We start from the raw sequence: 25,776 nt of genomic DNA, 5'->3' as shown, positions 1-25,776 counted from the left end.
GAATAATAATGAGCGCAACGTTCACGTTTGGAGAATGACTGTGGATCTGGTGCAATTGGAAATTTTCAAGGCAGTGGCAGAGCACGGCAGCATCAGCGCCGCTGCCCAGCAGATTCACCGCGTGCCGTCGAACCTCACCACGCGGATCAAGCAGCTTGAGGAAGACCTCGGTGTCGAGCTGTTCATCCGCGAGAAAAGCCGCCTGCGCCTGTCACCGGCGGGCTGGAATTTTCTCGAGTACACCCGGCGCATTCTCGACCTGGTCCACGAAGCGCGGCTGACCGTGGCCGGCGAAGATCCGCAGGGCACGTTCGCCCTGGGTTCGCTGGAAAGCACCGCCGCCGTGCGCATCCCGGCCTTGCTGGCCAGTTATAACCAGCGCTTTCCCAAGGTCGATCTGGACCTGTCGACCGGGCCCTCGGGGACCATGCTCGAAGGTGTGCTGTCCGGCCGCCTGGTCGCAGCCTTCGTCGACGGCCCGGTATTGCACCCAACGCTGGAAGGCATGGCTGTGTTCGATGAAGAGATGGTAGTGATTGCGCCACTCAACCATGCCGCAATCAGCCGCGCCCGCGACGTCAACGGCGAGAGCATCTACGCCTTTCGCGCCAACTGCTCGTACCGCCATCATTTCGAGAACTGGTTTGTCCAGGATCAGGCCGTGCCCGGCAAGATCCATGAGATGGAGTCATATCACGGCATGCTCGCGTGCGTCAGCGCAGGTGCCGGCCTGGCGTTGATGCCGCGCAGCATGCTCGACAGCATGCCGGGCTTGAGCACGGTCAGCGTTTGGCCGTTGTCGGAAGACTTTCGGTACTTGCAGACCTGGCTGGTGTGGCGGCGCGGTACTGTGTCGCGCAGCTTGAGTATGTTTATCAAGCTGCTGGAGGAGCGGCGGGCTGCCTAGGGTCGCTTTCAGCCTTGAGATAGCCGGGGCCGCTGCGCGGCCCTTTCGCGACACAAGGCCGCTCCTACACCGACCGTGCCACGTAAGGACGACGCAGTGCCTGTAGGAGCGGCCTAGTGTCGCGAAAGGGCTGCAAAGCAGCCCCGACGTACTCGAACCACCCGCAGTCGCTCGGCAGCCTACTATTCATCCAGATCCGGCACATCACCCGGCCGGTCGATATCCAGCAACACCCCAGGATCGCCCAACTCAATATTGCGCACCGCCTCCGGATTGCCCAGCAGCACGCTGCGGGCGCCTTCATCGCCGGTCAGGGTGCACAACTGCGGCCACCAGGCGCGACCGAACAGCACCGGGTGGCCGGGCTTGCCTTGATACGTCGGGCGGATGATCAGGCGACGGTCCGCCTTGGCCAGCAGCGCGGCGAGGGTGGCGGGCTGGATGAACGGCATGTCACCCAGCATCACCAGCAAGCCCTCAGCATTGGACGCGGTACTGATCTGCGCGACGCTGCTAGCGATGCTGTGGCCAAGTCCAAGCCGGCTGCTGCTCGATTGCAGGATGCGCACGTTATCAGCCAGGCCGACCGGGGCAGGGTCGTCGTCACGCAGCGCCAGCCAGACTTCGCCCAACTGCGCGCACGGCAGTTGCAGGCTGGCCTGCAGCAGGGTCTGGCCGCTGCTCAGCAGGTGCTGGCGTTTGTCACTGCCAAACCGGCGGCTATGGCCGGCGGCGAGTACCAGTGCGGTTACGGTACATGGCATCCTGAGGGTGTCCCGTGGCAAATGAGGAATCGGTCTGGCCGCTAGACTACCTTAACCCCAGCATCACTGGCGCACGCAAGGCGGTACGCCATCACCCGGCAGGCTCGGGTATGATGCCAACCCCTATCGTTGCCAGAGGCCCGCCACCATGACCTTGAACGCTGAACAGATCGGCGAATACCGTGCATTTGCCGAGCAGTTGGCGCAGGCCGCTGCGGCTGCGATCCAGCCGTATTTTCGCGCCAACCTGGCGGTCGAGGACAAGGGCGGGCGCCTGTACGACCCGGTGACCGTGGCCGACAAGGCCGCCGAAGACGCCATGCGCTCGCTGATTCAGGAACGCTATCCAAGCCACGGCATCCTTGGTGAAGAGCAGGGCGTGGCGGTTGGCAGCAGCCCGCTGACCTGGGTGCTTGATCCGATCGATGGCACCCGCGCCTTCATCACCGGGCTGCCGCTGTGGGGCACGTTGATCGCGCTCAACGACGGCACCAAGCCGGTGGTCGGGGTGATGAACCAGCCGTTTACCGGCGAGCGCTTCATCGGTACCCCAGAGGGAGCCTGGCTCGGCAGCACGCCGCTGAAGACCCGTGCCTGCAGCGATTTGGCCTCAGCCACCCTGATGTGCACCACGCCGGACATGTTCGATAGCGAGGCGCGCAAGGCCGCCTTTGAAGCCGTTGCCGGCCAGGCGCGGCTGATGCGCTACGGCGGCGACTGCTACGCCTATTGCATGCTCGCCAGTGGCTTTGTCGATGTGATCGTCGAGGCCAGCCTGCAGCCGTATGACGTGCAGGCGTTGATGCCGATCATCGAAGGGGCGGGCGGGGTGATCACCGCCTGGGATGGCAGCTCGGCGCAGAACGGCGGCTGTGTCGTGGCCTGCGGTGACCCTGCGTTGCATGCGCAAATGATCGAGTTGCTGCGTCACGCCATGTGACCGGCTGAGCCCCTGCAATACCGTTGCGCAGGCCTCGCTGGCCTGCGCAACTGCACTTTTTCGCCATTTCGCGCTCTATGTCTGGTCAGGCAGAGCCGATCCCCGGCCCCGTCGTTGATCAAGACCCCGGTGCCGATGCTTGTCCCCGTACTGCGAACCTGCCCCCGCCTGCTGCTGGCCGGCGCCCTGACCCTGCTGTGCGCGTGCACCGAGCAACAGGGCCGCGATATCGTCAGCCAGTTCAGTGATGGCAAACCCAGCGAGCTGTTCCAGACCAGTGTCGACCGCATGGCCACCCTGGCGATGCGCGACAATCTGCAAAGCCTGTACCTGCTGATGAACAAGCTGTATGCGCGCAATCCCAACCAGTGGAAGCAGTCTGGCTACCTTGACGCCGCTACCGCCGAGCGGCAGATCCGCCTGGCCATCGAGCAACGCCAGCCGCTGCCGCAGCTCGGTCAGCGGCGCGATCTGGCAGCCCTCAGCTACGCCTTGAGCCCGGAATTTCGCGGCGATCGGGTCGGCGCCTTCATCTATGCCATCGGCAGTATGCTGATCACCGCCCACGGCGGACGCAGCGAGTTCTACATGACCGATGCGATCGACCCGCTGTTCGTCAACAACGCCGCGCGCAACATCGAAAAAGCCACCTGGATGCTCAGCCAGCGTCAGGACGCCAATGGCGTGCTGTTGCTGTTCTCCAACGAGATTTCCGAAGAGGGCAGCAACCTCAGCTTCGCGGTCGAATTCGGCAAGATCGTCGCCCGGCTCGACCTGTTGGCGCAGATGCTCGATGAACGCTACCGGCGGATTGGCTTGAACTACGCGCAGAGCTTGCTGCTGATGAACTTCCTGCCGGTGCAATAGGCCGCGCTAGAGCAGTGCCTTGATCGCCTGGCGATAGCGCGGGCCGGCCAGGCTCATGCTGTTGTTATGGCTGGCACCAGGCACCAGCAGCAGGGTCTTGGGCTGCTGCGCGGCCTCGTACAATTGCTGGCTGAAGCGTGGCGGCACGTAGCGGTCGTTCTGGCCGTGCACCAGCAGTACCGGCATGCCGACCTGGTCGATCTTGTCGATCGAATCGAATTTTTGCGACAGCAGCCAGCGCACTGGCAAGGCGGTATCGGCTACCACTGCCGCAACATCGCCGAGCGAAGTGAAGGTCGATTCCAGGATCAAGCCGCGCGCGGCGCTCGGGCTGCCGTCTTTTTGCGCCTGGCGGCTCAGCTCGGCCGCAAGCTCCACAGCCACCGCGCCGCCGAGCGAGTGACCGAAGATCAGCCGCTTGTTGCGGTCCGGTTGCAGCTGGGCAAAGCGCTCCCAGGCCACCTGCGCATCTTCATAGACGGTCGCCTCGGACGGCAGGTCGCCGCGGCTCTGGCCGAAACCGCGGTAGTCCACGGCCAGCACCGAGTAACCCATGGCATGCAGTTGCTCGATGCGAAACAGCTGGCCGGTGAGGTTCCAGCGCACGCCGTGCAGGTACAGGATGGCCGGTGCGTCGGCGCGCTGGGCTGGCCACCACCAGGCATGCAGGCTCTGGTTGGCGGTGAAGCTGCGCGGGCGCAGGTCGAGTTCCTGCACACCTGCGGGCAAGCCACGGAACCAGCTGGCCTGGCCGGGCTCGATGCGAAACACCAGCTCGCGCTCCTTGTGTTGCAGTACGCTGCAGCCGGCCGGCAGGCCGATCAGGAGCACGGCCATGCACAGCCAGCTGAGCCAGCGACGTTTGAGGTGAAGCAAAAGAGAAGAGGGCATGCAGGCGTTTTTAGCAGAAGCGCCGATTGCGGTGTAAGGAAAGTAACCGAGCGGTGTAGTCGGATGATTGCAAGCTGTGTCAGTAAAAAGGGCTATCAACCCTAGGCGAAGACTGATCTAGAGCCTGCGCCTATCCCCTGCGTTCGATAATCGGACAAATGCTGGCCGCAAGAGCGCGCTGTTCGCCCGGCCGTTACTGAGGTCGCATTGCCTGGCAGCCCTTGCATTGCGTAGTGTGTAGCCAAGCCACCGGTTGTCACTTGCCTGCTGTACCCGGCGACCGGCCCGATAGACTGAGCGTGTACGACCGCGACCACTCGCCGTTGAGGCAGTAGGAAGCGGCGACGATAACAAGAATGAGCCGAGTGCCTTGCTTATGGAAAACCGCCTGTTGAGCGAGCGTAGCAGTGTGTTTCACCACGCTGATCCGTATGCCGTCTCCGATTACGTCAACCGGCATGTAGGCCAGCACTGCATCGGCCTGTCGCGCACCACCCATCCGCAAGCCAGCCTCAGCCACCGCAAACTGGCCGAGCTGGACCTGTGCCGCATCAGTTATGGCGGCAGCGTGCGGGTTACTTCGCCAGCGCTTGAAACGATCTACCATCTGCAGGTGTTGCTGCACGGCAATTGCCTGTGGCGCGGGCCACAGCGCGAGCACCACCTGGTGCCGGGCGAATTGCTGTTGATCAACCCGGATGATCCGGTCGACCTGACCTACTCGGAAGACTGCGAAAAATTCATCCTCAAGGTGCCGACCCGGCTGCTCGAATCGATCTGCGACGAGCAGCGTTGGCAGCGGCCCAGCGGTGGCGTGCGGTTTTTGCGCAATCATTACCGGCTGGATGAGCTGGACGGCTTCGTCAACCTGCTGGGTATGGTCTGCCATGAGGCGGAGGTTAGTGACTCGTTGCCGCGGGTGCAGGGCCACTACAGCCAGATCGTCGCCAGCAAGCTGCTGACCTTGATGAGCACCAATGTCCAGCGGGAGAACCTCGGCGCGCCGGGCGCCAGCCTGGAGCGCATCCTCGATTACATCGAACGCAACCTCAAGCTTGAGCTGCCGGCGGAGGCGTTGGCCGAGCAGGCCTGCATGAGCCTGCGCTCGTTATATGCCTTGTTCGATCGGCATCTGGGCACCACGCCCAAGCAGTATGTACGCCAGCGCAAGCTGCAGCGCCTGCACGAGTGTCTGGCCGACCCGAGCTGCTCGGTACGCAGCGTAACCGAGCTGGCCATGGATTACGGCTTCATGCACCTGGGCCGCTTTGCCGAGAGCTACCGCCAGCAATTCGCCGAATTGCCTTCGGAAACCTTCAAACGCCGCACCTGAACCCCCGCTGGCGCCGTTCTGGCGCCGCACCCTCAGCCCCTCCAGCAAGCCTGCAGAAAACGGATAGCACTCTGCACAATCCGGATATTGCCCCCGCCGCGCTCGTCCTAACCTGACCTGGCCTGAACAATAACAATGGAGACCCTGGCCATGTTCCTGGGATTCGACTACCTCAATGCCATGCTCGAGGACGACCGGGAATCGGGCGTCTACCGCTGTAAGCGGGAGATGTTCACCGACCCGCGCCTGTTTGACCTGGAGATGAAACACATCTTCGAAGGTAACTGGATCTACCTGGCCCACGAAAGCCAGATCCCTGAAAAGAACGACTTCCTGTCGCTGACCATGGGCCGCCAGCCGGTGTTCATCGCGCGCAACAAGGACGGCCAGCTGAACGCCTTCCTCAATGCCTGCAGCCACCGCGGGGCGATGCTCTGCCGGCACAAACGCGGTAACCGTGCCAGCTACACCTGCCCGTTCCACGGCTGGACCTTCAATAACAGCGGCAAGCTGCTCAAGGTCAAAGACCCGAGCAATGCCGGTTACCCAGCCAGCTTCAACTGCGACGGCTCGCACGACCTGACCAAGGTGGCGCGCTTCGAGTCGTACCGCGGCTTCCTCTTCGGCAGCCTCAATGCCGATGTGAAACCGCTGCTCGAGCACTTGGGCGAATCGGCCAAGATCATCGACATGATCGTCGACCAGTCGCCCGAGGGCCTGGAAGTGCTGCGTGGCTCCAGCTCCTACATCTACGAAGGCAACTGGAAGCTCACCGCTGAAAACGGCGCTGATGGCTATCACGTAAGCTCGGTGCACTGGAACTACGCCGCTACCCAGAACCAGCGCAAGCAACGCGAAAGCGCTGCCGAGATCAAGACCATGAGCGCCGGTGCCTGGGCCAAACAGGGCGGCGGCTTCTACTCGTTCGACCACGGCCACCTGTTGCTGTGGACGCGCTGGGCCAACCCGGAAGACCGCCCGGCCTACGAGCGCCGCGAGCAACTGGCGGCAGATTTCGGCCAGGCCCGTGCCGACTGGATGATCGAGAACTCGCGCAACCTGTGCCTGTACCCGAACGTGTACCTGATGGACCAGTTCAGCTCGCAGATCCGCATCGCCCGGCCAATTTCGGTGAACAAGACCGAAATCACCATCTACTGCATCGCACCCAAGGGCGAGAGCAGCGAGGCCCGCGCCAAGCGCATCCGCCAGTACGAAGACTTCTTCAACGTCAGTGGCATGGCCACCCCGGATGACCTCGAAGAGTTCCGCTCGTGCCAGACCGGCTACGGCGGTGGCACTGGCTGGAACGATATGTCGCGCGGCGCCGAGCATTGGGTCGAAGGGGCCGACGAGGCCGCCCGCGAGATCGAGCTCAAGCCATTGCTGTCAGGCGTGCGCACCGAAGATGAAGGCCTGTTCGTGCTGCAGCACAAGTATTGGCAGGAAACCATGCTCAAGGCACTCGAGCAGGAGCCGCAGCTGATCCCAGTGGAGGCCGTGCGATGAGCGCTTTGTACGACACCGTGCGCGACTTCCTCTACCGCGAAGCGCGCTACCTCGACGATGGCCAGTGGGAGCAGTGGCTGGAGCTGTATGCCAGCGATGCGACCTTCTGGATGCCATCGTGGGATGACAACGACCAGCTCACCGAAGACCCGCAAAGCGAGATTTCCCTGATCTGGTACGGCAACCGAGGAGGGCTGGAGGACCGCGTGTTCCGCATCCAGACCGAGCGCTCAAGTGCCACAGTTCCGGATACCCGCACCTCGCACAACCTGAGCAATATCGAGATTGTCGAGCACAGTGGCGAGCAGTGTCAGGTGCGCTTCAACTGGCACACCCTGAGCTTTCGCTACAAGACCACCGACAGTTATTTCGGCAGCAGCTTCTACACCCTTGACCTGCGCGGCGCGCAGCCGCTGATCAAGGCCAAGAAAGTGGTGCTGAAGAACGACTACGTTCGCCAGGTCATCGACATCTACCACATCTGACTTCTGGTCAAGACGAGTACTGAGCAGCGTGCCGCAGGGCGCGCTGCGGGCAGGCTCGTCCGCGAGGTGCAACATGAGCTTCCAGATCGCACTGAATTTTGAAGACGGAATCACCCGCTTCATCAATGCCGAAGGCCACGAAACCGTTGCCGATGCGGCCTATCGGCAAGGCATCAACATCCCCCTGGACTGCCGTGACGGCGCCTGCGGCACCTGCAAGTGCAAGGCCGAGGCGGGCAGCTATGCGCTGGGTGAGGACTTCATCGAAGACGCCCTCAGCGCAGAAGAAATCAGCCAGGGTTACGTGCTGACCTGCCAGATGCGCGCCGAATCCGACTGCGTGCTGCGCATCCCGGCATCGTCGCAGCTGTGCAAAGCCGAGCAGGGCAATTTCCAGGCCGAGATCAGCGATGTGCGCCAGCTGTCGGCCAGCACCATTGCCCTGTCGATCAAGGGTGAAGCGCTGAGCAGCCTGGCCTTCTTGCCAGGCCAGTACGTCAACCTGCAGGTGCCGGGCAGCGGTCAGAGCCGCGCGTATTCGTTCAGTTCGTTGCCCAAGGATGGCGAGGTCAGCTTCCTCATCCGCAACGTTCCCGGCGGCCTGATGAGCAGCTTCCTTACCAGTCTGGCCAAGGCCGGCGACAGCATGAGCCTGGCCGGCCCGCTGGGTAGCTTCTACCTGCGCCCGATCCAGCGGCCGTTGTTGCTACTGGCCGGCGGCACCGGCCTGGCGCCGTTCACGGCGATGCTGGAAAAGATCGCCGAAGTCGGCAGCGCGCATCCACTGCACCTGATCTACGGCGTGACCAACGATTTCGACCTGGTCGAGCTCGACCGCCTGCAGGCGCTGGCTGCGCGCATCAGCAACTTCACCTACAGCGCCTGCGTTGCCAACCCCGACAGTAAGTACCCGCAAAAGGGCTACGTCACCCAGCACATCGAACCGGCGCACCTGAACAACGGCGATGTCGACGTGTACCTGTGCGGCCCGCCGCCGATGGTCGAGGCGGTCAGCCAGTACATCCGCGAACAAGGCATCACCCCGGCCAACTTCTATTACGAGAAGTTCGCCGCCGCGGCCTGAGTTTCCTTGGGGGCTGGCCGCATCGTGCGGGTGCGGCTGGCCTCTTTTTTATTGCCAATGGCAGCAGCGTCGCCGCGTGCAGACGAAGGCGGCGCTGGGGAGAGCAGAGATGAGCAACAGATTCCAAGGCAAGGTCGCGCTGGTCACCGGCGCGGCCCAAGGCATTGGCCGCGGCGTGTGCTGGCGGCTCAAGGCCGAAGGCGCTCAAGTGGTAGCCGTAGACCGTTCCGAGCTGGTTCATGAACTGGCCGGCGAGGGCACGCTGACGCTGATTGCCGACCTCGAGCAGCACGCCGAGTGCGCCCGGGTCATGGCCAGCGCGGTCGAGCGCTTTGGCCGGATCGACATCCTCGTCAACAACGTCGGCGGGACCATCTGGGCCAAGCCGTTCGAGCACTATGAGCCGGAACAGATCGAGGCCGAAGTGCGCCGTTCGCTGTTCCCGACCCTGTGGTGCTGCCACGCAGCGCTGCCGTACATGCTCGAGCGTGGCGCCGGCGCCATCGTCAACGTGTCGTCGATTGCCACCCGCAGCATCAACCGCGTTCCCTATGGCGCAGCCAAGGGCGGCGTTAACGCACTCACTGCCTGCCTGGCCTTCGAGACCGCCGAACGCGGTATTCGGGTCAACGCCACTGCGCCCGGCGGCACCGAAGCGCCACCCCGGCGGGTGCCGCGCAACAGCGATGCGCAGAGCGAGCAGGACAAGGCCTGGTACCAGCAGATCGTTGCCCAGACGTTGGACAGCAGCCTGATGAAGCGCTACGCGAGCATTGACGAACAGGTCAACGCGATTCTCTTTCTCGCCTCCGACGAGGCCTCTTACATCACCGGCGTGACCCTGCCGGTCGGCGGCGGCGACCTCGGCTGACAGTCGCCCAGCCTGCGTTTACCTCTCACAACAAAAACAACAGAGACCGATGCCATGCGAACCCTGGATGTTCACCCGATCATTGATAACGCGCGCTTTTCACCATTCCACTGGATGGTCATGGCCTGGTGCGGCCTGCTGCTGGTATTCGACGGCTACGACCTGTTCATCTATGGCGTAGTGCTGCCGGTAATCATGAAGGAGTGGGGCCTGACCCCGCTGCAAGCCGGCGCGCTGGGCAGCTACGCGCTGTTCGGCATGATGTTCGGTGCGCTGCTGTTCGGTAGCCTGGCGGACCGGATCGGGCGCAAGAAGGGCATCGCCATCTGTTTCGCGTTGTTCTCCGGCGCGACCATCCTCAATGGCTTTGCCAGCAGCCCCAGCGAGTTCGGCATCTACCGCTTCATCGCCGGGCTTGGCTGCGGCGGCTTGATGCCCAATGCCGTGGCGTTGATGAACGAGTACGCGCCCAAACGCCTGCGCAGCACGCTGGTGGCGATCATGTTCAGCGGTTACTCGCTGGGCGGCATGCTTTCGGCAGGTGTCGGCATCTTCTTGCTGCCGCGCTTTGGTTGGGAGTCGATGTTCTTTGCCGCAGCGCTGCCGTTGCTGCTGTTGCCGGTGATCCTCTACTACCTGCCCGAGTCGATTGGTTTTCTGGTGCGCCAGGGCCGTAGCGACGAAGCCCGTGCCCTGCTCAAACGGCTTGATCCGGACTGCGACGTGCAGGCCGACGATGTGTTGCAGGCGAGCGAGCGCAAAGGCAAGGGCGCTTCGGTGCTGGAGCTGTTTCGCGACGGCCTGGCAGTGCGCACCCTGGCCCTGTGGCTGGCGTTTTTCTGCTGCCTGCTGATGGTCTACGCGCTCAGCTCGTGGCTGCCAAAACTGATGGCCAACGCCGGCTATAGCCTGGGTTCAAGCCTGTCGTTCCTGCTGGCACTGAACTTCGGCGGCATGGCCGGGGCAATTCTCGGCGGCTGGCTGGGTGATCGCTACAACCTGGTCAAGGTCAAGATCGCTTTCTTTGTCGCCGCGGCGCTGTCGATCAGCCTGCTTGGGGTGAACAGCCCGATGCCCGTGCTGTACCTGCTGATCTTCATTGCCGGCGCCACCACCATCGGCACACAAATCCTGCTGTATGCCGGCGCGGCCCAGCTCTATGGCCTGTCGATGCGCTCGACCGGCCTTGGTTGGGCGTCCGGTATCGGCCGCAACGGCGCCATCGTCGGCCCGCTGCTGGGCGGCGCGCTGATGGGCATCAACCTGCCGCTGCAACTCAACTTCATCGCCTTTGCCATCCCCGGCGCGGTTGCCGCGCTGGCCATGGCCGTGCACCTGGCCAGCAGCCGGCGCCACGGCCTGGCCGCGCTGGCACAGGCGTAACCCTTTGACTGACGTAACTGGAGGCCTTGCATGACAAGCCCGACTATCGACCGGCTGGAGGCGATCATCGTCGACCTGCCGACCATTCGCCCGCACAAGCTGGCGATGCACACCATGCAGCAGCAGACCTTGGTGGTGCTGCGCCTGCGCTGCAGCGACGGCGTCGAAGGCATTGGCGAAGCGACCACCATCGGTGGCCTGGCCTACGGCTACGAGAGCCCGGAAGGGATCAAGGCCAACATCGACGCGCACCTGGCCCCGGCGCTGGTCGGCCTGCCAGCCGACAACATCAATGCCGCCATGCTCAAGCTGGACAAGCTGGCCAAGGGCAACACCTTCGCCAAGTCGGGCATCGAAAGTGCCTTGCTCGACGCGCAGGGCAAACGCCTGGGCCTGGCGGTCAGCGAGCTGCTCGGTGGCCGGGTGCGCGACAGCCTCGAAGTGGCCTGGACCCTCGCCAGTGGCGACACCGCCCGCGACATCGCTGAAGCCGAGCACATGCTGGAGATCCGCCGCCATCGGCTGTTCAAGCTGAAGATCGGCGCCAACCCGCTGGAGCAGGACCTGCGCCATGTGGTGGCAATCAAGCGTGAGCTGGGCGAGCGCGCCAGCGTGCGTGTCGACGTCAATCAGTACTGGGATGAGTCGCAAGCCTTGCGTGCCTGCCAGGTGCTTGGCGACAACGGCATCGACCTGATCGAGCAGCCAATAGCGCGGATCAACCGCAGCGGGCAAGTCCGTCTTAACCAGCGCAGCCCGGCGCCGATCATGGCCGACGAGTCGATCGAAAGCGTGGAAGACGCCTTCAGCCTCGCCGCCGATGGCGCTGCCAGCGTGTTCGCTTTGAAGATCGCCAAAAACGGCGGCCCCCGCGCCGTGCTGCGTACCGCGCAGATCGCCGAAGCCGCCGGCATCGCCCTGTACGGCGGCACCATGCTCGAAGGCGCGGTCGGCACCCTGGCCTCGGCCCACGCCTTTTTGACCCTGCGCCAGCTGACCTGGGGCACCGAGTTGTTCGGGCCGCTGCTGCTGACCGAAGACATCGTCGAGCAGCCGCTGCGCTACAGCGACTTCCAACTGCATGTACCACGCACGCCCGGATTGGGCCTGAAGCTGGATGAAGCCCGCCTGGCGCGTTTCGCCCGGCGCTGATTGCGACCCTACCCAAGGAGAAACCCATGCTGTTCCACGTGAAGATGACCGTGAACCTGCCCGTTGACATGGACCCGGCCCGGGCCGCCCAGCTCAAGGCTGACGAAAAGCAGCTGGCCCAACGCCTGCAACGCGACGGCACCTGGCGTCACCTGTGGCGCATTGCCGGGCACTACGCCAACTACAGCGTGTTCGACGTGCCCAGTGTCGAGGCGCTGCACGACACCCTGATGCAGTTGCCGCTGTTCCCGTATATGGCCATCGAAGTGACCGGCCTGTGCCGGCATCCCTCGTCAGTCCACAGCGACGACCGTTGATCGAGCCTGACTCACCCAAGAACAATTATTAGAGGTAAGCAAACATGACCGTGAAAATTTCCCACACTGACGAACTGACCAAGTTCTTCGAACAAGCCGCAGGGTTTGGTAACGATGAAGGCAGCCCTCGGCTCAAGCAGATCATCCTGCGCGTCCTGCAGGACAGCGCGCGCCTGATCGAGGACCTTGAGATCAGCGAGAACGAGTTCTGGCACGCCGTTGACTACCTCAATCGCCTGGGCGGTCGTGGTGAGGCCGGGTTGCTGGTCGCGGGCCTGGGTATCGAGCACTTCCTCGACCTGTTGCAGGACGCCAAGGACACCGCCGTCGGCCTTGCCGGTGGCACTCCGCGCACCATCGAAGGGCCGTTGTATGTCGCCGGCGCGCCGATTGCCGCGGGCCAGGTGCGCATGGACGATGGCAGCGAGGAGGGCGTAGCCACGGTGATGTTCCTCGAAGGCCAGGTCCTCGATCCGGCTGGCCAGCCTGTGCCCGGCGCCACGGTTGACCTGTGGCATGCCAACACCCGTGGCACTTACTCGTTCTTCGACCAAAGCCAGTCCGAATACAACCTGCGTCGGCGTATCGTCACCGATGCCGAGGGCTATTACCGCGCGCGCTCGATCGTGCCATCGGGTTACGGCTGTGACCCGCAAGGCCCAACCCAGGAGTGCCTGGACCTGCTCGGCCGGCATGGCCAACGCCCGGCGCACATCCACTTCTTCATCTCGGCGCCGGGCTATCGGCACCTGACCACGCAGATCAACCTGGCTGGCGACAAGTACCTGTGGGACGACTTCGCCTACGCCACCCGTGACGGCTTGGTCGGCGAAGTGCAGATGCGCGAAGACGGCACGCGGGGCGTGAGCGGGCGCTATGCCGAGCTGCGCTTCGACTTCCAGCTGCAGCGCGCGCCGGACAGCGAGGCTGAGCAACGCAGCGGTCGGCCGCGGGCATTGCAGCAGGCGTAATCGCCCTCAATTGACGTTGCTTGAACAACCCATGCCGGACATCCCGTCCGGCCCCGGTCTGGCCAGAGGTCCCATGAAAGACCTGATCAAGGATTGTTCGTTGTCTGCCATCGTCGCCGGCCTGCTGGCGACGATGATTTCCTACGCCGGCCCGCTGGTGATCATCTTCCATGCTGCCGAGGCTGCGGGCCTGTCCCACGGCCAATTGTCGTCTTGGGTGTGGGCCGTGTCGATGGGCAGCGCCGTGCTTGGCGCGGTATTGACCCTGCGTTATCGGGTGCCGGTAGTTATCGCCTGGTCGATTCCAGGCTCGGCACTGCTGGTGACTGCGTTGCCGCAGATTGGTCTCGAGCAAGCGGTCGGCGCCTATCTGGTGGCCAATCTGATCTTGCTGTTGATTGGCCTGAGTGGTGCGTTCGACGGCTTGATCGCACGCCTGCCGGGCTCGATTGCGGCAGGCATGCAGGCCGGCATTCTGTTCAGCTTTGGCGTTGAAGTGTTTCGCGCCTTGCCGGTGCAACCGACGCTGGTCGTGGCGATGTTCATCACTTATGTGCTGATGCGGCGCTTGCAGCCCCGCTATGCGGTGGCGGCGGTGTTGGCCGTTGGCGCGTTGATCACAGTGCTCAGCGGCCAGCTGCGCAGTGAGGCGTTGGTGCTGGAGTTTGCTACCGCCCAGTTGATCACCCCGCAATTCAGCCTGTCGGCAGTGTTCAGCCTGGCCTTGCCGCTGGTGCTGGTGGCCCTGACCGGGCAGTTCATGCCGGGCATGGCCGTGCTGCGCAATGCGGGTTACCAGACGCCGGCAAGCCCGTTGATCAGTGCCAGTGCCCTGGGCGGCATGCTGTTGGCGCCGTTCGGCTGCCACGGACTCAACCTCGCCGCCGTCACCGCCAGCCTGTGCACCGGCCGCGAAGCTCACGAAGACCCGCGTCGACGCTACATCGCGGCATTGGCCGGCAGTGGCTTGTATCTGCTGCTGGGCATCGCCGGCGCGACCCTGATGTCGTTGTTTGCCGCTTTTCCTGCTGCATTGATTGCCGCCCTGGCGGGACTCGCCTTGTATGGCGCGATCAGCGAGGCACTGGCCCGCAGCCTGGCCGAACCGAGCGAGCGTGATGCCGGGTTGTTCACCTTTCTGGTGACGGCCTCCGGTGTTGCCTTTCTGGGCTTGTCGGCAGCGTTCTGGGGCTTGTTGTTCGGCCTCTGCGCGCATGCCTTGCTGCGTTTGCGGCGGCCGCAGGCGGGGGATGCCTTGCGCCGTAACTCGTGAAAATCCGTAGTGCAAAACCGTAGTAGCGATCCATCCATAAAAACAAGATCAAGAGAGCTTCGCGATGAAACCTAACGCCTGTGTCGCCCTGGGCATAACCTTGCTCAGCCAACCCCTGCTGGCTGCTGAAAGCGGCTTTTTCGAAGACGCCAAAGCCAGCCTCAGTGCTCGCAACTACTATTTCAGCCGGGATTTCTCTGACATCGTCGGCGCCAACCAGCAGTCCAAGGCCGAGGAGTGGGCCCAGGGCTTCATCCTCGATTTCAAGTCCGGCTACACCCCTGGCCCGATCGGTTTCGGCGTCGATGCACTGGGCTTGCTCGGGATTCGCCTCGATAGCAGCCCGGACCGGGTCAACAGCGGACTGTTGCCAGTGCATGGCGACGGGCGTGCGGCAAGCGATTACAGTCGCCTGGCTGGCACCTTCAAAGCCCGCGTATCGCAAACCGAGCTGCGCGTTGGCGAGCTGCAGCCGAATCTGCCGGTGCTGACCTTCAGCGACATTCGCCTGCTGCCACCCACCTATCAGGGCGTCAGCCTCAACTCCGCCGAGATCAACGGGCTGACCGTGCAGGCTGGGCATTTGTCTTCGACGCACCTGCGCAACGAAGGCGGGGATGACAAGCTCAACGCCATGCTTGGCCATGTGCCGATGCGCCAGGTCGCGAGTGACGCGTTCAATTACCTGGGCGGTGACTATGTCTTCAACGACAAGCAGACCAGTGCCAGCCTGTGGTATGGCCAGCTCGAGGACATCTACCAGCAGGGCTTTGTCGGCCTCAAGCACAGCAAGCCGTTCGGCGACTGGGTGCTCAGCGCCAACCTGGGTTATTTCACTGCCCGCGAGGACGGCGATGCCGTGCTTGGCCAGATCGACAACCAGGCGTTCTTCACGTTGCTGACAGCCCGGCATGGCGGACATAGCTTTCACGTCGGCTATCAGGGCATCTATGGCGAAAGCCCGTTTCCACGGGTATTCGCCAATATCACTCCGCTGGGCAATGAGGTACCCACCTATGAGTTTGCCTACACCGATGAGCGCTCCTATCAAGCGCGCTATGACTACAACTTTGCCGCCATGGGCATCCCTGGCCTGACCGCGACGGTGCGCTACATAACCGGCAACAATGTCGATACCGGCCGCGGCTTCGAGGGCAAGGACCGCGAGCGCGATCTGGATATTGGTTATGCGGTGCAAAGCGGGGTGTTCAAGGGTTTGGGTATTCGTGTCAGAAACGCGGTGGCGCGCTCGAATTATCGCAGTGATATCGACGAAAACCGGCTGATTCTGGCCTACACCTGGCAGTTGCTGTGAGCCCCGCGCCGCTCACAGATGGCTGAGTTGCCAGCCCGCTGCAAACGCTGCGCTGCGGCGATAGCGTTTGCACAGTGACCGGCGATGCAGGTAGGTTGCCAACAGACTTTTTGTGGAAACCTGACCTTTGGACTCACTCACTCAAGCGGTGCTCGGCGCAGCGCTGCAAGGCACGGTGCTAGGCCGTATTCAAGGCCGCCGGGCATTGCTCTACGGCGCCGCCCTGGGCACCTTGCCAGACCTCGATGTGATCATCCGCTATGCCGATCCGGTGTCGCAGATGACCTTCCACCGTGGTTTCTCGCATTCACTGTTCGTGCTCACCGGCCTGGCCTTGTTGTTGGCCTGGTTGGTGACCTGGCTTGGCCATAAGTACTGGCCGGAGCGAGGCTATCGCTGGCCAAGGCTGTTCGCCGCGTTCTGGCTGGTGCTGATCACGCATCCGGTACTCGATGCCTTTACCGTGTATGGCACCCAGTTGTTCTGGCCGTTGCAACTGATCCCGGAAAGTTGGGCGGCGGTGTTCATCGTTGATCCGGTGTACACCTTGCCGCTGTTGTTTACTGTGCTGTTCGCGGCGATTCGCGGCATGCAGGGCAGGGCGATTGCGTTGATGACCTGCGCATTGCTGTTCAGTACCGCCTACCTCGGCTTTGGCCTGGGCGCGCGCATGCATGCCGAGCAGCGCTTTGCAGCTGCTCTGGATCAGCAAGGCGTAGCAGTGACCGAAGTGCGTGCCGTGCCTATCGCCTTTAACAGCCTGGTCTGGCGGGTGATGGCGAAAACCGCGGACGGCCATTACTTCGAGGGCGTCAGCAGCGTATTCGATCGCGAGCCGCCGGAAATGCTGCGCCATTCGCGCAACCTCGAGGCAGCCAAGCGCCTTGGTGATGACCCACTGCACGCGCGTCTGCGCTGGTTCACGGGAGACTGGCTGCGTTACGACGAGGTCGGTGATGCCTTGGTGGTGACCGACCTGCGCATGGGCATTCCCGGCAACTACACGTTCCGCTTCCAGATGGCCAGCCGCGACAGCACTGGCCAGTGGAGCGTCGGCACGCCAACAGCCTGGTCGGGCACATCGGCCAACTCGATGTTCAACCTGGAAGACCTTGGTCTGATCTGGCGCCGCATCATTCATCAACAACCGCCGCTGCCGTTGGCGGCATGGACCGCCAAGTACCTGCAGCCAATGGTGAGCAGCGAGTCCGGGCAGTAACCGTGCGCTCGGCCGGGCTGGATTTGGTCAAGTGGACGGCGATCGTGACCATGGTCGCCGACCACCTGCGTTACCTATGGCCAGCTGCCGACGGCTTGTTCGTCATCGGCCGGCTGGCATTTCCGTTGTTCTGCCTGGCGTTGGCAATCAACGTCGGGCGCAGCGACCCGGCTATGTGGCCCAGCCGCAGCGCGGCGCGCTATCTCGGTTGGCTGCTGGTATTTGGCGTGCTGTCCGAAGGCCCGTACCGCTGGCTGGACACCGGTTCGCAGACGCTAAACGTGATCCCGACCCTGACGCTCGGGTTGTTGCTGGCTTGGGCAATACACCATCGACAGGCGCTGGCCTGCCTGCTCGGCTTGAGCGCTGCGCTGACTGCAGCGCTGTTCAGTGATCACCTGATGTACGGCTTGCCTGGCGTCCTGCTCCCCGCCGCGATACTGATCGCCAGGCGCTACGGCGGCGCCGGCTGGCTGCTGCCGTGTGCGTTGGCGGTGGCGGGCAACGTGACCAACAGTTGGTTACGTGCGCATCCGTTGCAACCCATCGCTCTGGTCATCCTGAGCACCGCAGCAATGTCGTTGCCAATAGGCCTGTGGCTGGCGCGTCAGGAACGCTGGCAGGTACCGCGGGTCGGGCGCTGGGGTTATGCGTTCTATCCGCTGCATCTGGCGCTTATCGCCGGCCTGCAACGTCTGGCCGCAGCCCTTGGTATTTAGCGCGAGGGCCGCGTACAACCAATGCCACCCCGACCCCCTACCCAAGTAGCATTCGGCTGAGCCGCAGGCTTGCCTATCCTGCGGCCATGGCTGTATCTCTCTCGGAATTCGACTTATGAGCGAAGGCGTCTTCAGCGCACTGTCGCGGGCTACCTGTGCTACTCAGGCAGCCGGTGAGCTGGCTGATCAACTGCGGCATGCCGAGCTAGGCTTTGTGCTGTTTTTCTGCTCTGCCGAATACGATCTGCCGGCATTGGCGGCTGCGCTACAGGGGCAATTTCCGGCGGTGGGGCTGGCCGGCTGCACCAGCGCCGGCGAACTGACCCCGGAGGGCTATGCGCGCGGTTGTATCACCGCGGTCGGTTTCGACCGGCGCTACTTCTCTATCGCCGCTGGCCTGGTGGAAGCGGTACCCGGTTTCAGCCTGCTCGACGCGCAGGCGCTGGTTGCCCAGCTGGTCGAAGACTGCCGACGCAACAGCCTGGCACCGATCAAGGCGCACAGCTTTGCCTTGACCTTGTTCGACGGCCTGTCCAGCCGGGAAGAGGTGGTGCTGGCTGCCTTGGCAGCGGCGCTGGGCGATATCCCGCAGTTCGGCGGCTCGGCAGGTGATGACAATCACCTCAGCCGCACTCATGTGTATTACAACGGTGCCTTCCACAGCGGTGCGGCGGTTTTGTTGCTGGTCAATACCTGGCTGGAGTTCGAGGTGTTCAGCGCCGATCACATTCAGCCGCGCAGCGAGAAACTGGTGGTGACTCGCGCCGACCGTCAGCTGCGCCGGGTCTATGAGCTGAACGCCGAGCCGGCAGCCGCTGAGTACGCCCAGTTGATCGGTGTACCCGTGGGTGCGCTCGATCATCGGCTGTTTGCGGCGCACCCACTGGCGCTGCGGATCAACCAAAACCACTACGTGCGGGCCATTCAGCAGGTACATGAGGATGGCAGCCTGAGCTTCTACTGCGCGGTGGAGAATGGCATCGTCCTCACCGCAATGCGCCCCGGTCCGCTGCTGGCCAACCTGCAATCGTTGTTCGAGGGCCTGCGCCAGCGCCTCGGGCCGCTGCTGCTGACCATCGGCTGCGACTGCGTACTGCGCCGCCTCGAGCTGGAGAGCGAGGGCGCTGCTGTGGCCGAAGTCAGCGCGTTGTTGCGCAGCCAGCAGGTGCTGGGCTTCAACACCTATGGGGAGCAGTTCAATGGCATGCATATCAACCAGACCTTCACCGGCGTTGCCATCGGACGGCCCCGCGAGCGCATCGCCAGCTGAGCAGATCAGCCAGCTGCAACGCGACAACCACAAGCTCAAGCGCATCAATGCAGCGTTGATCGAGCGGCTGGAGTCGGGTGCGGCGCGGCCGGACGATGCCTTTGCCGCGTTCCAGCATTCGGTGGTGTTGGCCGAGCAGGTGCGCGAGCGCACCGATGCCTTGAACCAGGTATTGGTCGAACTCAAGGCCAGTCACCTGTTGCTCAGCGACGCGCATCAGCGCGCCGAAACTGCCCACCAGCGGCTGGTGGATGCCATCGAGAGTATTTCCGATGCGTTCGTGCTGTTCGATGCCGACCTGCGCGTGGTGCTGTTCAACCGGCGCTTCAAGGCGCTCTGGGCCAACAGCCGGTTGCGCGTGGCCAGCGGTATGCAGCTGGTCGAGGTAAAACGCCTGATGCACAACCTGCTGCGCGAAGAACCCCGTGCCAGCAGCGACGAGCAACCGTTGTATCGGCTGCGCAACGAGCGCTGGTTGCAGGTCAGCGAACGGCCGACCCGCGATGGCGGCCGGGTGATGCTTTTCACCGACGTCACCCGGGTCAAGCTGCGTGAGAACCACCGCCGCGAGCAGGCCCTGGCGCATAAGTCGTACCTGCTGCAGCGGGCGGTCGACAACCTGTCGCAGGGCCTGGCCATGGTCAACGCCGAGGGCGTGCTGGAGCTGTGGAACCGACGCTTTCTCGAGGTCAGCGGCCTGGCACCGATTGCCAGCCATCGGCAGTTTGCCGACGTGATTGCCGACAGCGAGCTGGCCTTGCTGACGCCCGCCAGCCGCGACGACCACGACCAGCCGCTGCCGGAGTTGGAGCAGCGTCTGTTCGACGGGCGCATGCTGGAAATTCGTACGCATCCATTGCCCACAGGCGGTTTCGTCAACACCTTCACCGATATCACCGAGCGCTACGCCCATGCCGAAGCGCTGCATCAGGCCTATCAGCACCTGGAACTGCGCGTGCACGAGCGCACCGCCGAACTGACCAGCCTCAATCGCCAACTGCTGGGCGAGATTGACCAGCGCCGCCGTATGGAAGCCAGCCTGCGCGATGCCAAGGCCGATGCCGAGCAGGCCACGCTGTCGAAAACCAAATTTCTCGCCGCAGTCAGCCATGACCTGTTGCAGCCGCTGAATGCCGCCCGGCTGTTTACCAGTGCCTTGCTCGAACAGCCTGGCGCAGGCCCGTTGATCCACAACGTCAGCAACGCCCTGGATGGCGTCGAGAGCCTGCTCGGCACGCTGGTGGATATTTCCAAGCTCGACGCCGGGGTGATCCGCGCCGATGTCGCCAGTTTTGCCCTGAGCGACCTGCTCGACAACCTCGCGGCCGAGCACGCTACTGTCGCCGCCAGCGAAGGCCTGCGCCTTGACTACGTGCCGAGCCGCTTGCGCGTGCGCAGTGATATGCAGCTATTGGCGCGGATCCTGCGCAACCTGCTCAGCAACGCCGTGCGCTACACCCCCAGCGGGCGGATCGTGCTCGGTTGCAGGCGGCGCGGCGACAAGGTGTTGATCGAGGTGTGGGATACCGGCATCGGCATCGCAGCGGACAAGTGCCGCGAAGTGTTCCACGAGTTCAAGCGCGGCGAGGCGCAGCGGCCGGACCAGGATCGCGGCCTGGGGCTGGGCCTGGCGATTGTCGACAAGATCGCCGGCATCCTCGGGCATCCCATCCAGCTGCGCTCGGTGCCCGGCAAAGGTTCGGTATTCTCGGTCGAAGTCCCGTGCTGCCAGCGCCCTGTGAGCAAAGGCTCAGCGTTGCAGCAGGACATGTCGCAGCTGCAATCGCTGCAGGATGCGCGGATCTGGGTGCTGGATAACGACGGGGCGATCTGCGCCGGCATGCGCAGCTTGCTCGAACAGTGGGGCTGCAAGGTCACCACGGCGGCCAGTGAAGCGGACCTGCAGCGTCAGGTCGCCCTGCCACGGGCGCGGGTCGACCTGTTGATCGCCGATTATCACCTGGACCATGACCGCACCGGCATCGAGGCGGTAGCGGCGATCAACGCCTGCCGCGACCGGGCCATACCGGTGCTGATGATCACCGCCAATTACAGCAACGAGCTCAAGCAGCAGGTGCGCCTGCTTGGCCACACCCTGATGCACAAACCGGTGCGGCCGATGAAGCTCAAGACCGCGATCAGCCACCTGCTTGGGTCGTCAAGCGGCATGTAGGAGCGGCCTTGTGTCGCGAAAGGCGCGCGCAGCGGGCCCGGCTATTTGCGGTGCTGCATAATCATGGGGCCGCTACGCAGCCCTTTCGCGACACAAGGCCGCTTCTACGGGGGACAGCGGCCAGTTAGCGGCTTTGTTAGCGTGCCAGGCGGCCGCTGACAAAGTGGGCTACATCGTTGAAGCCTGGAGTCGAGGCGTGGCCTGGGGTCACCAGCGCATCGATGAAGGCTTCATCTTCGGCGGTGATCTTCACCTGCAGTGCCCCGGCATAGGCGTCCCACTGCGCTTCGGTGCGCGGCCCGACGATGGCCGAGCTGACCAGCCGATTGTTCAGCACCCAGGCAATCGCGAACTCGACGATACCGACGCCTTTGCCCTCGCAGTAGGCCTGGATCTTGCGCGCGATGGTCAGTGACTCCTGACGCCATTCCACTTCCATGATGCGCTTGTCCTGGCGCCCGGCACGGCTACCGGCGTCTGGCTCCGAACCCGGTGCGTACTTGCCGCTGAGCACGCCCCGCGCCAATGGGCTGAACGGCACCACGCCGAGCCCGTGATAACCCGCAGCAGTCAACTGCTCAGGTTCGGCCTGGCGGTTGACGATGTTGTACAGCGGTTGGCTCACAACCGGCTTGGCCACACCCAGGCGCTCGGCCACGTTGCAGATCTCGGCGATGCGCCAGCCGCGGAAATTGGACACGCCCCAGTAACGGATCTTGCCCTGTTGCAGCAGATCACCGATGGCCCGCACGGTTTCTTCCAGCGGCACGCTGTGGTCTTCGCGGTGCAGGTAGTAGATATCCAGGTAATCGGTACCCATGCGCGTCAGGCTGGCTTCGATGGCATTGAACAGATGCTTGCGCGACAGCCCGCTGCGGTTGGGCAAGCCGTCTACTGCACCGAATCCCGCTTTGGAGGCAACCACCCAGTCCTGCCGGTTGCGCGCCACCGCCTCGCCAACGATTTGCTCCGAGCGCCCGCCGTTGTAGACGTCGGCGGTGTCGACAAAGTTGACGCCCTGGTCCCAGGCCTTGTCGATGATCCGCAGCGAATCCTCGGCGCTGGTCTGCTCGCCGAACATCATGCTGCCCAGGGTCAGGGCTGAAACCTGCAGGCCGCTTTGGCCAAGAGGGCGGTAGAGCATGGGGAAGGTCCTTGAGTGGGGAGGGGGGATGACCTTTTTTACAGGCAAGCGGTGAGGTTTGAAAGGGCAAAACAGCGGGGTTGTTGCCTGATCCTGCCTGTAAATGTGCGCGGCATTGTGTCGCGCAGCGCCAACAGCATTTTCAAATACTCAACATGATGTTTATACGCAGCTGATAGTTAGCGAAATCCCTCACAACGCTATGGGATTTTCTTCCTGCCTGTGCTTATTGCCACGCGCATAACGAGACTGTCCGCAATGGCATTTGCCTGCCACTTCTCTTTCATTGTCACGTCACCCTTGCTGTTCATGGATCTGCTGGGGATGACCGACTACGCCTTTTCACTGATATTCATTGCTCACGGTGCGGCTTATATCATTGGCGGCGTGGTCGCCAGTGCCTTGAACAAACGCATCGAGGTAAGTGCACAGATCAGACTGGGGCTGCTTTTGATCGGCCTCGCCGGGTTGTCGCTGTTTCTCTGGCTGTACGTGCTGAATCCGACCGTCACCGCAATCATGCTGTCGATGGTGGTCTGCAGTGCCGGTACAACGGTTGTGCGACCGGCCGCGACTACCTGGGCGTTGAGCCTACACCCTGAGATTGCAGGGACGGCAGCCGCTCTGAATAACACGCTGGTATTTACCGTTGGCGGCTTGTGCAGCGCAGGGGTCGCGCTGGCAGAAGGGGACTTGCTGCGGGCATTAGGGCTGGCATTCGTCCTTGCAGCGCTGATCGGGAGTCTGTTGCTGAGACGTCTTCGCAGCCTACCATCGAAGCTTCTCTCGGACTGACACACCTGTTCCATTCCTGCGCCACGTGTGCCGAAACTGCGGCGACCCGTAGGCTCGCCGGCTTACGTTCGACGGTGGACAAAGCTCTCTAGGACGGGGCTTTCAGTGGTACATCTGGCGCTGGCACAGCCGTTGCTCCTGTTCTTTACGACACGTTCCCTGGGTGTCGCCAATAACAAGAACGGAGATTCCCCGATGACCCAATCAGGTCCGCACCGCCGGCCCATGCCGGGTGCCTTGATGAGAAGCGCAGGTTGCGCCGTCCTGGCGTTGGCTTGCCTGGCCCCGGCGTTTGCCGCCGAGGTCGATGGCAAGCGCATCATCGACGCCGACAAAGAGCCCGGCAACTGGATGAGCCATGGCCGTACCTACGATGAACAGCGCTACAGCCCGCTGAACACCATCAATGACAGCAACGTCAATCAACTGGGCCTGGCCTGGAGCTACAAGCTTGATCTGGACCGCGGCGTCGAGGCCACGCCTATCGTGGTCGACGGCGTGATGTACACCACCGGGCCATTTTCGGTTGTGTATGCCCTGGACGCACGCAACGGCAAGCTGCTGTGGAAGTACGATCCGCAGTCCGATCGCCATCGGGCCGGTGAAGCCTGCTGCGATGCGGTCAACCGTGGCGTAGCCGTGTGGCAGGGCAAGGTCTATGTCGGCGTGCTCGATGGCCGCCTGGAAGCCATCGATGCCAAGACCGGCAAGCGCGTATGGTCGGTCGACACCCGCAGCGACGACAAACGCAGCTACACCATTACCGGCGCGCCGCGTGTGGTCAATGGCAAGGTGGTGATCGGCAACGGCGGCGCCGAGTTTGGCGTGCGTGGCTACGTCACCGCCTATGATGCCGAAACCAGCAAGCAGGCCTGGCGCTTCTTCACCGTGCCTGGCGACCCCAAGCTGCCGCCTGAAGACAAGGCGATGGAAATCGCCAGCAAGACCTGGCACGGCGATGCCTTTGTCGAGCAGGGCGGCGGTGGCACGGCGTGGGATTCGTTCGCCTATGACCCAGAACTGAACCTGCTCTATATCGGCGTCGGCAACGGCTCGCTGTGGGATCCGAAATGGCGCAGCCAGGCCAAGGGCGACAACCTGTTCCTGTCGTCTATCGTGGCGGTCAATGCCGATACCGGCGAGTACGCCTGGCACTACCAGACCACGCCGGGCGATGCCTGGGACTTCACGGCCACCCAGCACATGATCCTCGCCGAACTGCCGATCAACGGCAAACAGCGCAAGGTATTGATGCAGGCGCCGAAAAATGGCTTCTTCTATGTACTCGACCGCGCCACCGGCGAGTTGCTCTCGGCGAAGAACATTGTGCCGGTCAACTGGGCCAAGGGCATCGACATGAAGACTGGCCGGCCAATCGTCGATGATGAGGCAGCTGCCTACTGGAAGGACGGCAAGCGCAAGCTGGTGACCCCGGCATTTTGGGGCGCACATGACTGGCACCCGATGTCCTACAACCCCAACACCGGGCTGGTGTACATCCCGGCGCACATCATGTCGGCCTACTACGAGCACATCCCGGAAGCGCCCAAGCGTCACCCGTTCAAGAGCGTGTACCAGCTCGGCCTGCGCACCGGGATGATGCCCGAAGGCCCGGAAGGCCTGCTGGAAATGGCCAAAACCTGGTCAGGCAAGTTGATCGCCTGGGACCCGGTCAAGCAGGCACCTGCCTGGGAAGTGCCGTATATCACCATCTTCAACGGCGGCACCCTGAGCACGGCGGGCAACCTGGTGTTCGAGGGCAGTGCCGATGGCCGGGTGATCGCCTACGCCGCCGACGATGGCAAAAAGCTCTGGGAATCACCGGCTGCCAGCGGCGTGATGGCTGCGCCGATCACGTATTCGGTAGATGGCGAGCAATACGTGACCTTCATGGCCGGCTGGGGCGGGGCGTTCTCGACCTTTGCCGGGGCCTTGTCGCTGCGCGCCGGCGTGCAGCCGTTCGCCCAGGTGCTGACTTACAAGATCGGCGGCAACGCCACCCTGCGTGAGCCCCCACCGCCGGCCGACACGCCGAAACCGCCAGCGCTCACTGCTGACGAAAAAACCGTAGCCGCCGGTGCTGCGCTTTACGACGGCAACTGCTCGCAGTGCCATGGCATCCATGCCGTCAGCGGCGGCGTGCTGCCGGACCTGCGCAAGCTCACCGCGGAAAAACACCAGATGTTCCTCGGCATTCTCTATGGCGGGCGCATCCCTGACGGTATGCCTTCGTTCGCCGAAGCGCTCAAGCCTGAGCAGGTCGAACAGGTGCACCAATACCTGATCAAGCGCGCCCACGACCTGCAAAGCGAAGGCAGTGTCTGGCAGCGTTTCAGCGCCAAGCCCGCAGCCGCCACGCCGCTTGCCGACAATACCTCCAAGGAGTGACATGAC

General features: G+C 63.2%; 23 protein-coding genes. 20 read left to right on the top strand and 3 right to left on the bottom strand.

The features are described from left to right. Window positions 1-40: 40 nt before the first annotated feature. Window positions 41-907, top strand: a complete 867-nt coding sequence (locus CXQ80_RS11645) for a LysR family transcriptional regulator (protein ID WP_101323028.1) — start codon at window positions 41-43, stop codon at window positions 905-907. Between the two features lie 182 nt (window positions 908-1,089). On the opposite strand, the gene CXQ80_RS11640 is transcribed toward CXQ80_RS11645, so the two are convergent. After that, window positions 1,090-1,671 (bottom strand): NTP transferase domain-containing protein, encoded by a 582-nt coding sequence (locus CXQ80_RS11640; protein ID WP_101319547.1) that lies wholly within the window; start codon window positions 1,669-1,671, stop codon window positions 1,090-1,092. A 148-nt stretch (window positions 1,672-1,819) separates the two neighbouring features. Here CXQ80_RS11640 and hisN point away from each other — a divergent pair, with 148 nt between their 5' ends. Then, the gene (gene hisN / locus CXQ80_RS11635) at window positions 1,820-2,611 is read left to right on the top strand and encodes a histidinol-phosphatase (RefSeq protein WP_101319544.1); all 792 of its coding nucleotides are present in this window, start codon (window positions 1,820-1,822) and stop codon (window positions 2,609-2,611) included. Between the two features lie 135 nt (window positions 2,612-2,746). Further along, window positions 2,747-3,478, top strand: a complete 732-nt coding sequence (locus CXQ80_RS11630) for a hypothetical protein (RefSeq protein ID WP_101323027.1) — start codon at window positions 2,747-2,749, stop codon at window positions 3,476-3,478. 6 nt (window positions 3,479-3,484) lie between these two features. On the opposite strand, the gene CXQ80_RS11625 is transcribed toward CXQ80_RS11630, so the two are convergent. Next, the gene (locus CXQ80_RS11625; protein WP_101319542.1) at window positions 3,485-4,369 is read right to left on the bottom strand and encodes an alpha/beta hydrolase; all 885 of its coding nucleotides are present in this window, start codon (window positions 4,367-4,369) and stop codon (window positions 3,485-3,487) included. Window positions 4,370-4,745: 376 nt separating this feature from the next. Between CXQ80_RS11625 and CXQ80_RS11620 the strand changes: the two genes are divergently transcribed. From CXQ80_RS11620 to CXQ80_RS11550, 15 genes are all read left to right on the top strand, one after another. Next, window positions 4,746-5,702 carry an AraC family transcriptional regulator gene (locus tag CXQ80_RS11620; RefSeq protein WP_101319540.1) on the top strand — a complete coding sequence of 319 codons (957 nt, stop codon included), beginning with the start codon at window positions 4,746-4,748 and terminating at the stop codon, window positions 5,700-5,702. A gap of 150 nt (window positions 5,703-5,852) precedes the next feature. After that, window positions 5,853-7,211 carry a benzoate 1,2-dioxygenase large subunit gene (gene benA / locus CXQ80_RS11615; protein ID WP_101323026.1) on the top strand — a complete coding sequence of 453 codons (1,359 nt, stop codon included), beginning with the start codon at window positions 5,853-5,855 and terminating at the stop codon, window positions 7,209-7,211. Beyond that, window positions 7,208-7,696, top strand: a complete 489-nt coding sequence (gene benB / locus CXQ80_RS11610) for a benzoate 1,2-dioxygenase small subunit (protein ID WP_101319538.1) — start codon at window positions 7,208-7,210, stop codon at window positions 7,694-7,696. Before benA ends, benB begins: the two co-directional genes overlap by 4 nt. A gap of 73 nt (window positions 7,697-7,769) precedes the next feature. Further along, entirely contained in the window at window positions 7,770-8,780 is a 1,011-nt protein-coding gene (gene benC, locus CXQ80_RS11605; RefSeq protein WP_101319536.1) for a benzoate 1,2-dioxygenase electron transfer component BenC, read from the top strand. A gap of 109 nt (window positions 8,781-8,889) precedes the next feature. Further along, window positions 8,890-9,651 (top strand): 1,6-dihydroxycyclohexa-2,4-diene-1-carboxylate dehydrogenase, encoded by a 762-nt coding sequence (locus CXQ80_RS11600; protein ID WP_101319534.1) that lies wholly within the window; start codon window positions 8,890-8,892, stop codon window positions 9,649-9,651. Window positions 9,652-9,705: 54 nt separating this feature from the next. Further along, window positions 9,706-11,034, top strand: a complete 1,329-nt coding sequence (locus tag CXQ80_RS11595) for an aromatic acid/H+ symport family MFS transporter (RefSeq protein WP_101319531.1) — start codon at window positions 9,706-9,708, stop codon at window positions 11,032-11,034. Window positions 11,035-11,064: 30 nt separating this feature from the next. Beyond that, complete coding sequence (locus CXQ80_RS11590) at window positions 11,065-12,186, top strand: muconate cycloisomerase family protein (RefSeq protein WP_101319529.1); 1,122 nt, start codon at window positions 11,065-11,067, stop codon at window positions 12,184-12,186. Between the two features lie 26 nt (window positions 12,187-12,212). Further along, entirely contained in the window at window positions 12,213-12,503 is a 291-nt protein-coding gene (catC, locus tag CXQ80_RS11585) for a muconolactone Delta-isomerase (RefSeq protein WP_101319527.1), read from the top strand. 44 nt (window positions 12,504-12,547) lie between these two features. Then, window positions 12,548-13,474: a catechol 1,2-dioxygenase gene (gene catA / locus CXQ80_RS11580; RefSeq protein ID WP_101319525.1), complete on the top strand. Its 927-nt coding sequence runs from the start codon at window positions 12,548-12,550 to the stop codon at window positions 13,472-13,474. A 73-nt stretch (window positions 13,475-13,547) separates the two neighbouring features. Beyond that, the gene (locus CXQ80_RS11575) at window positions 13,548-14,747 is read left to right on the top strand and encodes a benzoate/H(+) symporter BenE family transporter (protein WP_101319523.1); all 1,200 of its coding nucleotides are present in this window, start codon (window positions 13,548-13,550) and stop codon (window positions 14,745-14,747) included. A 64-nt stretch (window positions 14,748-14,811) separates the two neighbouring features. Beyond that, window positions 14,812-16,062 carry an OprD family porin gene (locus CXQ80_RS11570; protein ID WP_101319521.1) on the top strand — a complete coding sequence of 417 codons (1,251 nt, stop codon included), beginning with the start codon at window positions 14,812-14,814 and terminating at the stop codon, window positions 16,060-16,062. Between the two features lie 127 nt (window positions 16,063-16,189). Further along, on the top strand, window positions 16,190-17,281 hold the full coding sequence (locus CXQ80_RS11565) for a metal-dependent hydrolase (protein ID WP_101319519.1): 1,092 nt from the start codon (window positions 16,190-16,192) through the stop codon (window positions 17,279-17,281). Continuing rightward, window positions 17,230-18,000, top strand: coding sequence for a TraX family protein (locus CXQ80_RS11560; RefSeq protein ID WP_256585750.1), 771 nt, complete (start codon window positions 17,230-17,232; stop codon window positions 17,998-18,000). Before CXQ80_RS11565 ends, CXQ80_RS11560 begins: the two co-directional genes overlap by 52 nt. Window positions 18,001-18,115: 115 nt before the next feature. Beyond that, complete coding sequence (gene nosP / locus CXQ80_RS11555; protein ID WP_101319515.1) at window positions 18,116-19,270, top strand: nitric oxide-sensing protein NosP; 1,155 nt, start codon at window positions 18,116-18,118, stop codon at window positions 19,268-19,270. Beyond that, a complete protein-coding gene (locus CXQ80_RS11550) occupies window positions 19,200-21,443 on the top strand; it encodes a NahK/ErcS family hybrid sensor histidine kinase/response regulator (protein WP_101319513.1) in 2,244 nt (747 codons plus the stop codon). The genes nosP and CXQ80_RS11550 overlap by 71 nt, the downstream gene beginning before the upstream one ends. A gap of 136 nt (window positions 21,444-21,579) precedes the next feature. On the opposite strand, the gene CXQ80_RS11545 is transcribed toward CXQ80_RS11550, so the two are convergent. Next, window positions 21,580-22,587 carry an aldo/keto reductase gene (locus CXQ80_RS11545; protein WP_101319511.1) on the bottom strand — a complete coding sequence of 336 codons (1,008 nt, stop codon included), beginning with the start codon at window positions 22,585-22,587 and terminating at the stop codon, window positions 21,580-21,582. A gap of 222 nt (window positions 22,588-22,809) precedes the next feature. Between CXQ80_RS11545 and CXQ80_RS11540 the strand changes: the two genes are divergently transcribed. Next, a complete protein-coding gene (locus CXQ80_RS11540) occupies window positions 22,810-23,382 on the top strand; it encodes an MFS transporter (protein WP_256585749.1) in 573 nt (190 codons plus the stop codon). 195 nt (window positions 23,383-23,577) lie between these two features. Further along, the gene (locus tag CXQ80_RS11535; protein ID WP_101319507.1) at window positions 23,578-25,770 is read left to right on the top strand and encodes a PQQ-dependent dehydrogenase, methanol/ethanol family; all 2,193 of its coding nucleotides are present in this window, start codon (window positions 23,578-23,580) and stop codon (window positions 25,768-25,770) included. Window positions 25,771-25,776 lie beyond the last annotated feature (6 nt).

Source organism: Pseudomonas sp. 02C 26 (assembly GCF_002843585.1).
Taxonomy (GTDB): domain Bacteria; phylum Pseudomonadota; class Gammaproteobacteria; order Pseudomonadales; family Pseudomonadaceae; genus Aquipseudomonas; species Aquipseudomonas shirazensis.
The sequence above is the reverse complement of the archived record's forward strand: the minus strand, read 5'-3'. Positions and strand labels throughout refer to the sequence as shown.

Excerpts from the sequence above, each read along its gene's own strand:
- CXQ80_RS11640 (WP_101319547.1), bottom strand. The coding sequence starts at position 1,671 with ATGCCATGTACCGTAACCGCACTGGTACTCGCCGCCGGCCATAGCCGC.
- hisN (WP_101319544.1), top strand. The coding sequence starts at position 1,820 with ATGACCTTGAACGCTGAACAGATCGGCGAATACCGTGCATTTGCCGAG.
- CXQ80_RS11630 (WP_101323027.1), top strand. The coding sequence starts at position 2,747 with ATGCTTGTCCCCGTACTGCGAACCTGCCCCCGCCTGCTGCTGGCCGGC.
- CXQ80_RS11625 (WP_101319542.1), bottom strand. The coding sequence starts at position 4,369 with ATGCCCTCTTCTCTTTTGCTTCACCTCAAACGTCGCTGGCTCAGCTGG.
- CXQ80_RS11620 (WP_101319540.1), top strand. The coding sequence starts at position 4,746 with ATGGAAAACCGCCTGTTGAGCGAGCGTAGCAGTGTGTTTCACCACGCT.
- benA (WP_101323026.1), top strand. The coding sequence starts at position 5,853 with ATGTTCCTGGGATTCGACTACCTCAATGCCATGCTCGAGGACGACCGG.
- benB (WP_101319538.1), top strand. The coding sequence starts at position 7,208 with ATGAGCGCTTTGTACGACACCGTGCGCGACTTCCTCTACCGCGAAGCG.
- benC (WP_101319536.1), top strand. The coding sequence starts at position 7,770 with ATGAGCTTCCAGATCGCACTGAATTTTGAAGACGGAATCACCCGCTTC.
- CXQ80_RS11600 (WP_101319534.1), top strand. The coding sequence starts at position 8,890 with ATGAGCAACAGATTCCAAGGCAAGGTCGCGCTGGTCACCGGCGCGGCC.
- CXQ80_RS11595 (WP_101319531.1), top strand. The coding sequence starts at position 9,706 with ATGCGAACCCTGGATGTTCACCCGATCATTGATAACGCGCGCTTTTCA.
- CXQ80_RS11590 (WP_101319529.1), top strand. The coding sequence starts at position 11,065 with ATGACAAGCCCGACTATCGACCGGCTGGAGGCGATCATCGTCGACCTG.
- catC (WP_101319527.1), top strand. The coding sequence starts at position 12,213 with ATGCTGTTCCACGTGAAGATGACCGTGAACCTGCCCGTTGACATGGAC.
- catA (WP_101319525.1), top strand. The coding sequence starts at position 12,548 with ATGACCGTGAAAATTTCCCACACTGACGAACTGACCAAGTTCTTCGAA.
- CXQ80_RS11575 (WP_101319523.1), top strand. The coding sequence starts at position 13,548 with ATGAAAGACCTGATCAAGGATTGTTCGTTGTCTGCCATCGTCGCCGGC.
- CXQ80_RS11570 (WP_101319521.1), top strand. The coding sequence starts at position 14,812 with ATGAAACCTAACGCCTGTGTCGCCCTGGGCATAACCTTGCTCAGCCAA.
- CXQ80_RS11560 (WP_256585750.1), top strand. The coding sequence starts at position 17,230 with ATGGACCGCCAAGTACCTGCAGCCAATGGTGAGCAGCGAGTCCGGGCA.
- nosP (WP_101319515.1), top strand. The coding sequence starts at position 18,116 with ATGAGCGAAGGCGTCTTCAGCGCACTGTCGCGGGCTACCTGTGCTACT.
- CXQ80_RS11550 (WP_101319513.1), top strand. The coding sequence starts at position 19,200 with ATGGCATGCATATCAACCAGACCTTCACCGGCGTTGCCATCGGACGGC.
- CXQ80_RS11545 (WP_101319511.1), bottom strand. The coding sequence starts at position 22,587 with ATGCTCTACCGCCCTCTTGGCCAAAGCGGCCTGCAGGTTTCAGCCCTG.
- CXQ80_RS11535 (WP_101319507.1), top strand. The coding sequence starts at position 23,578 with ATGACCCAATCAGGTCCGCACCGCCGGCCCATGCCGGGTGCCTTGATG.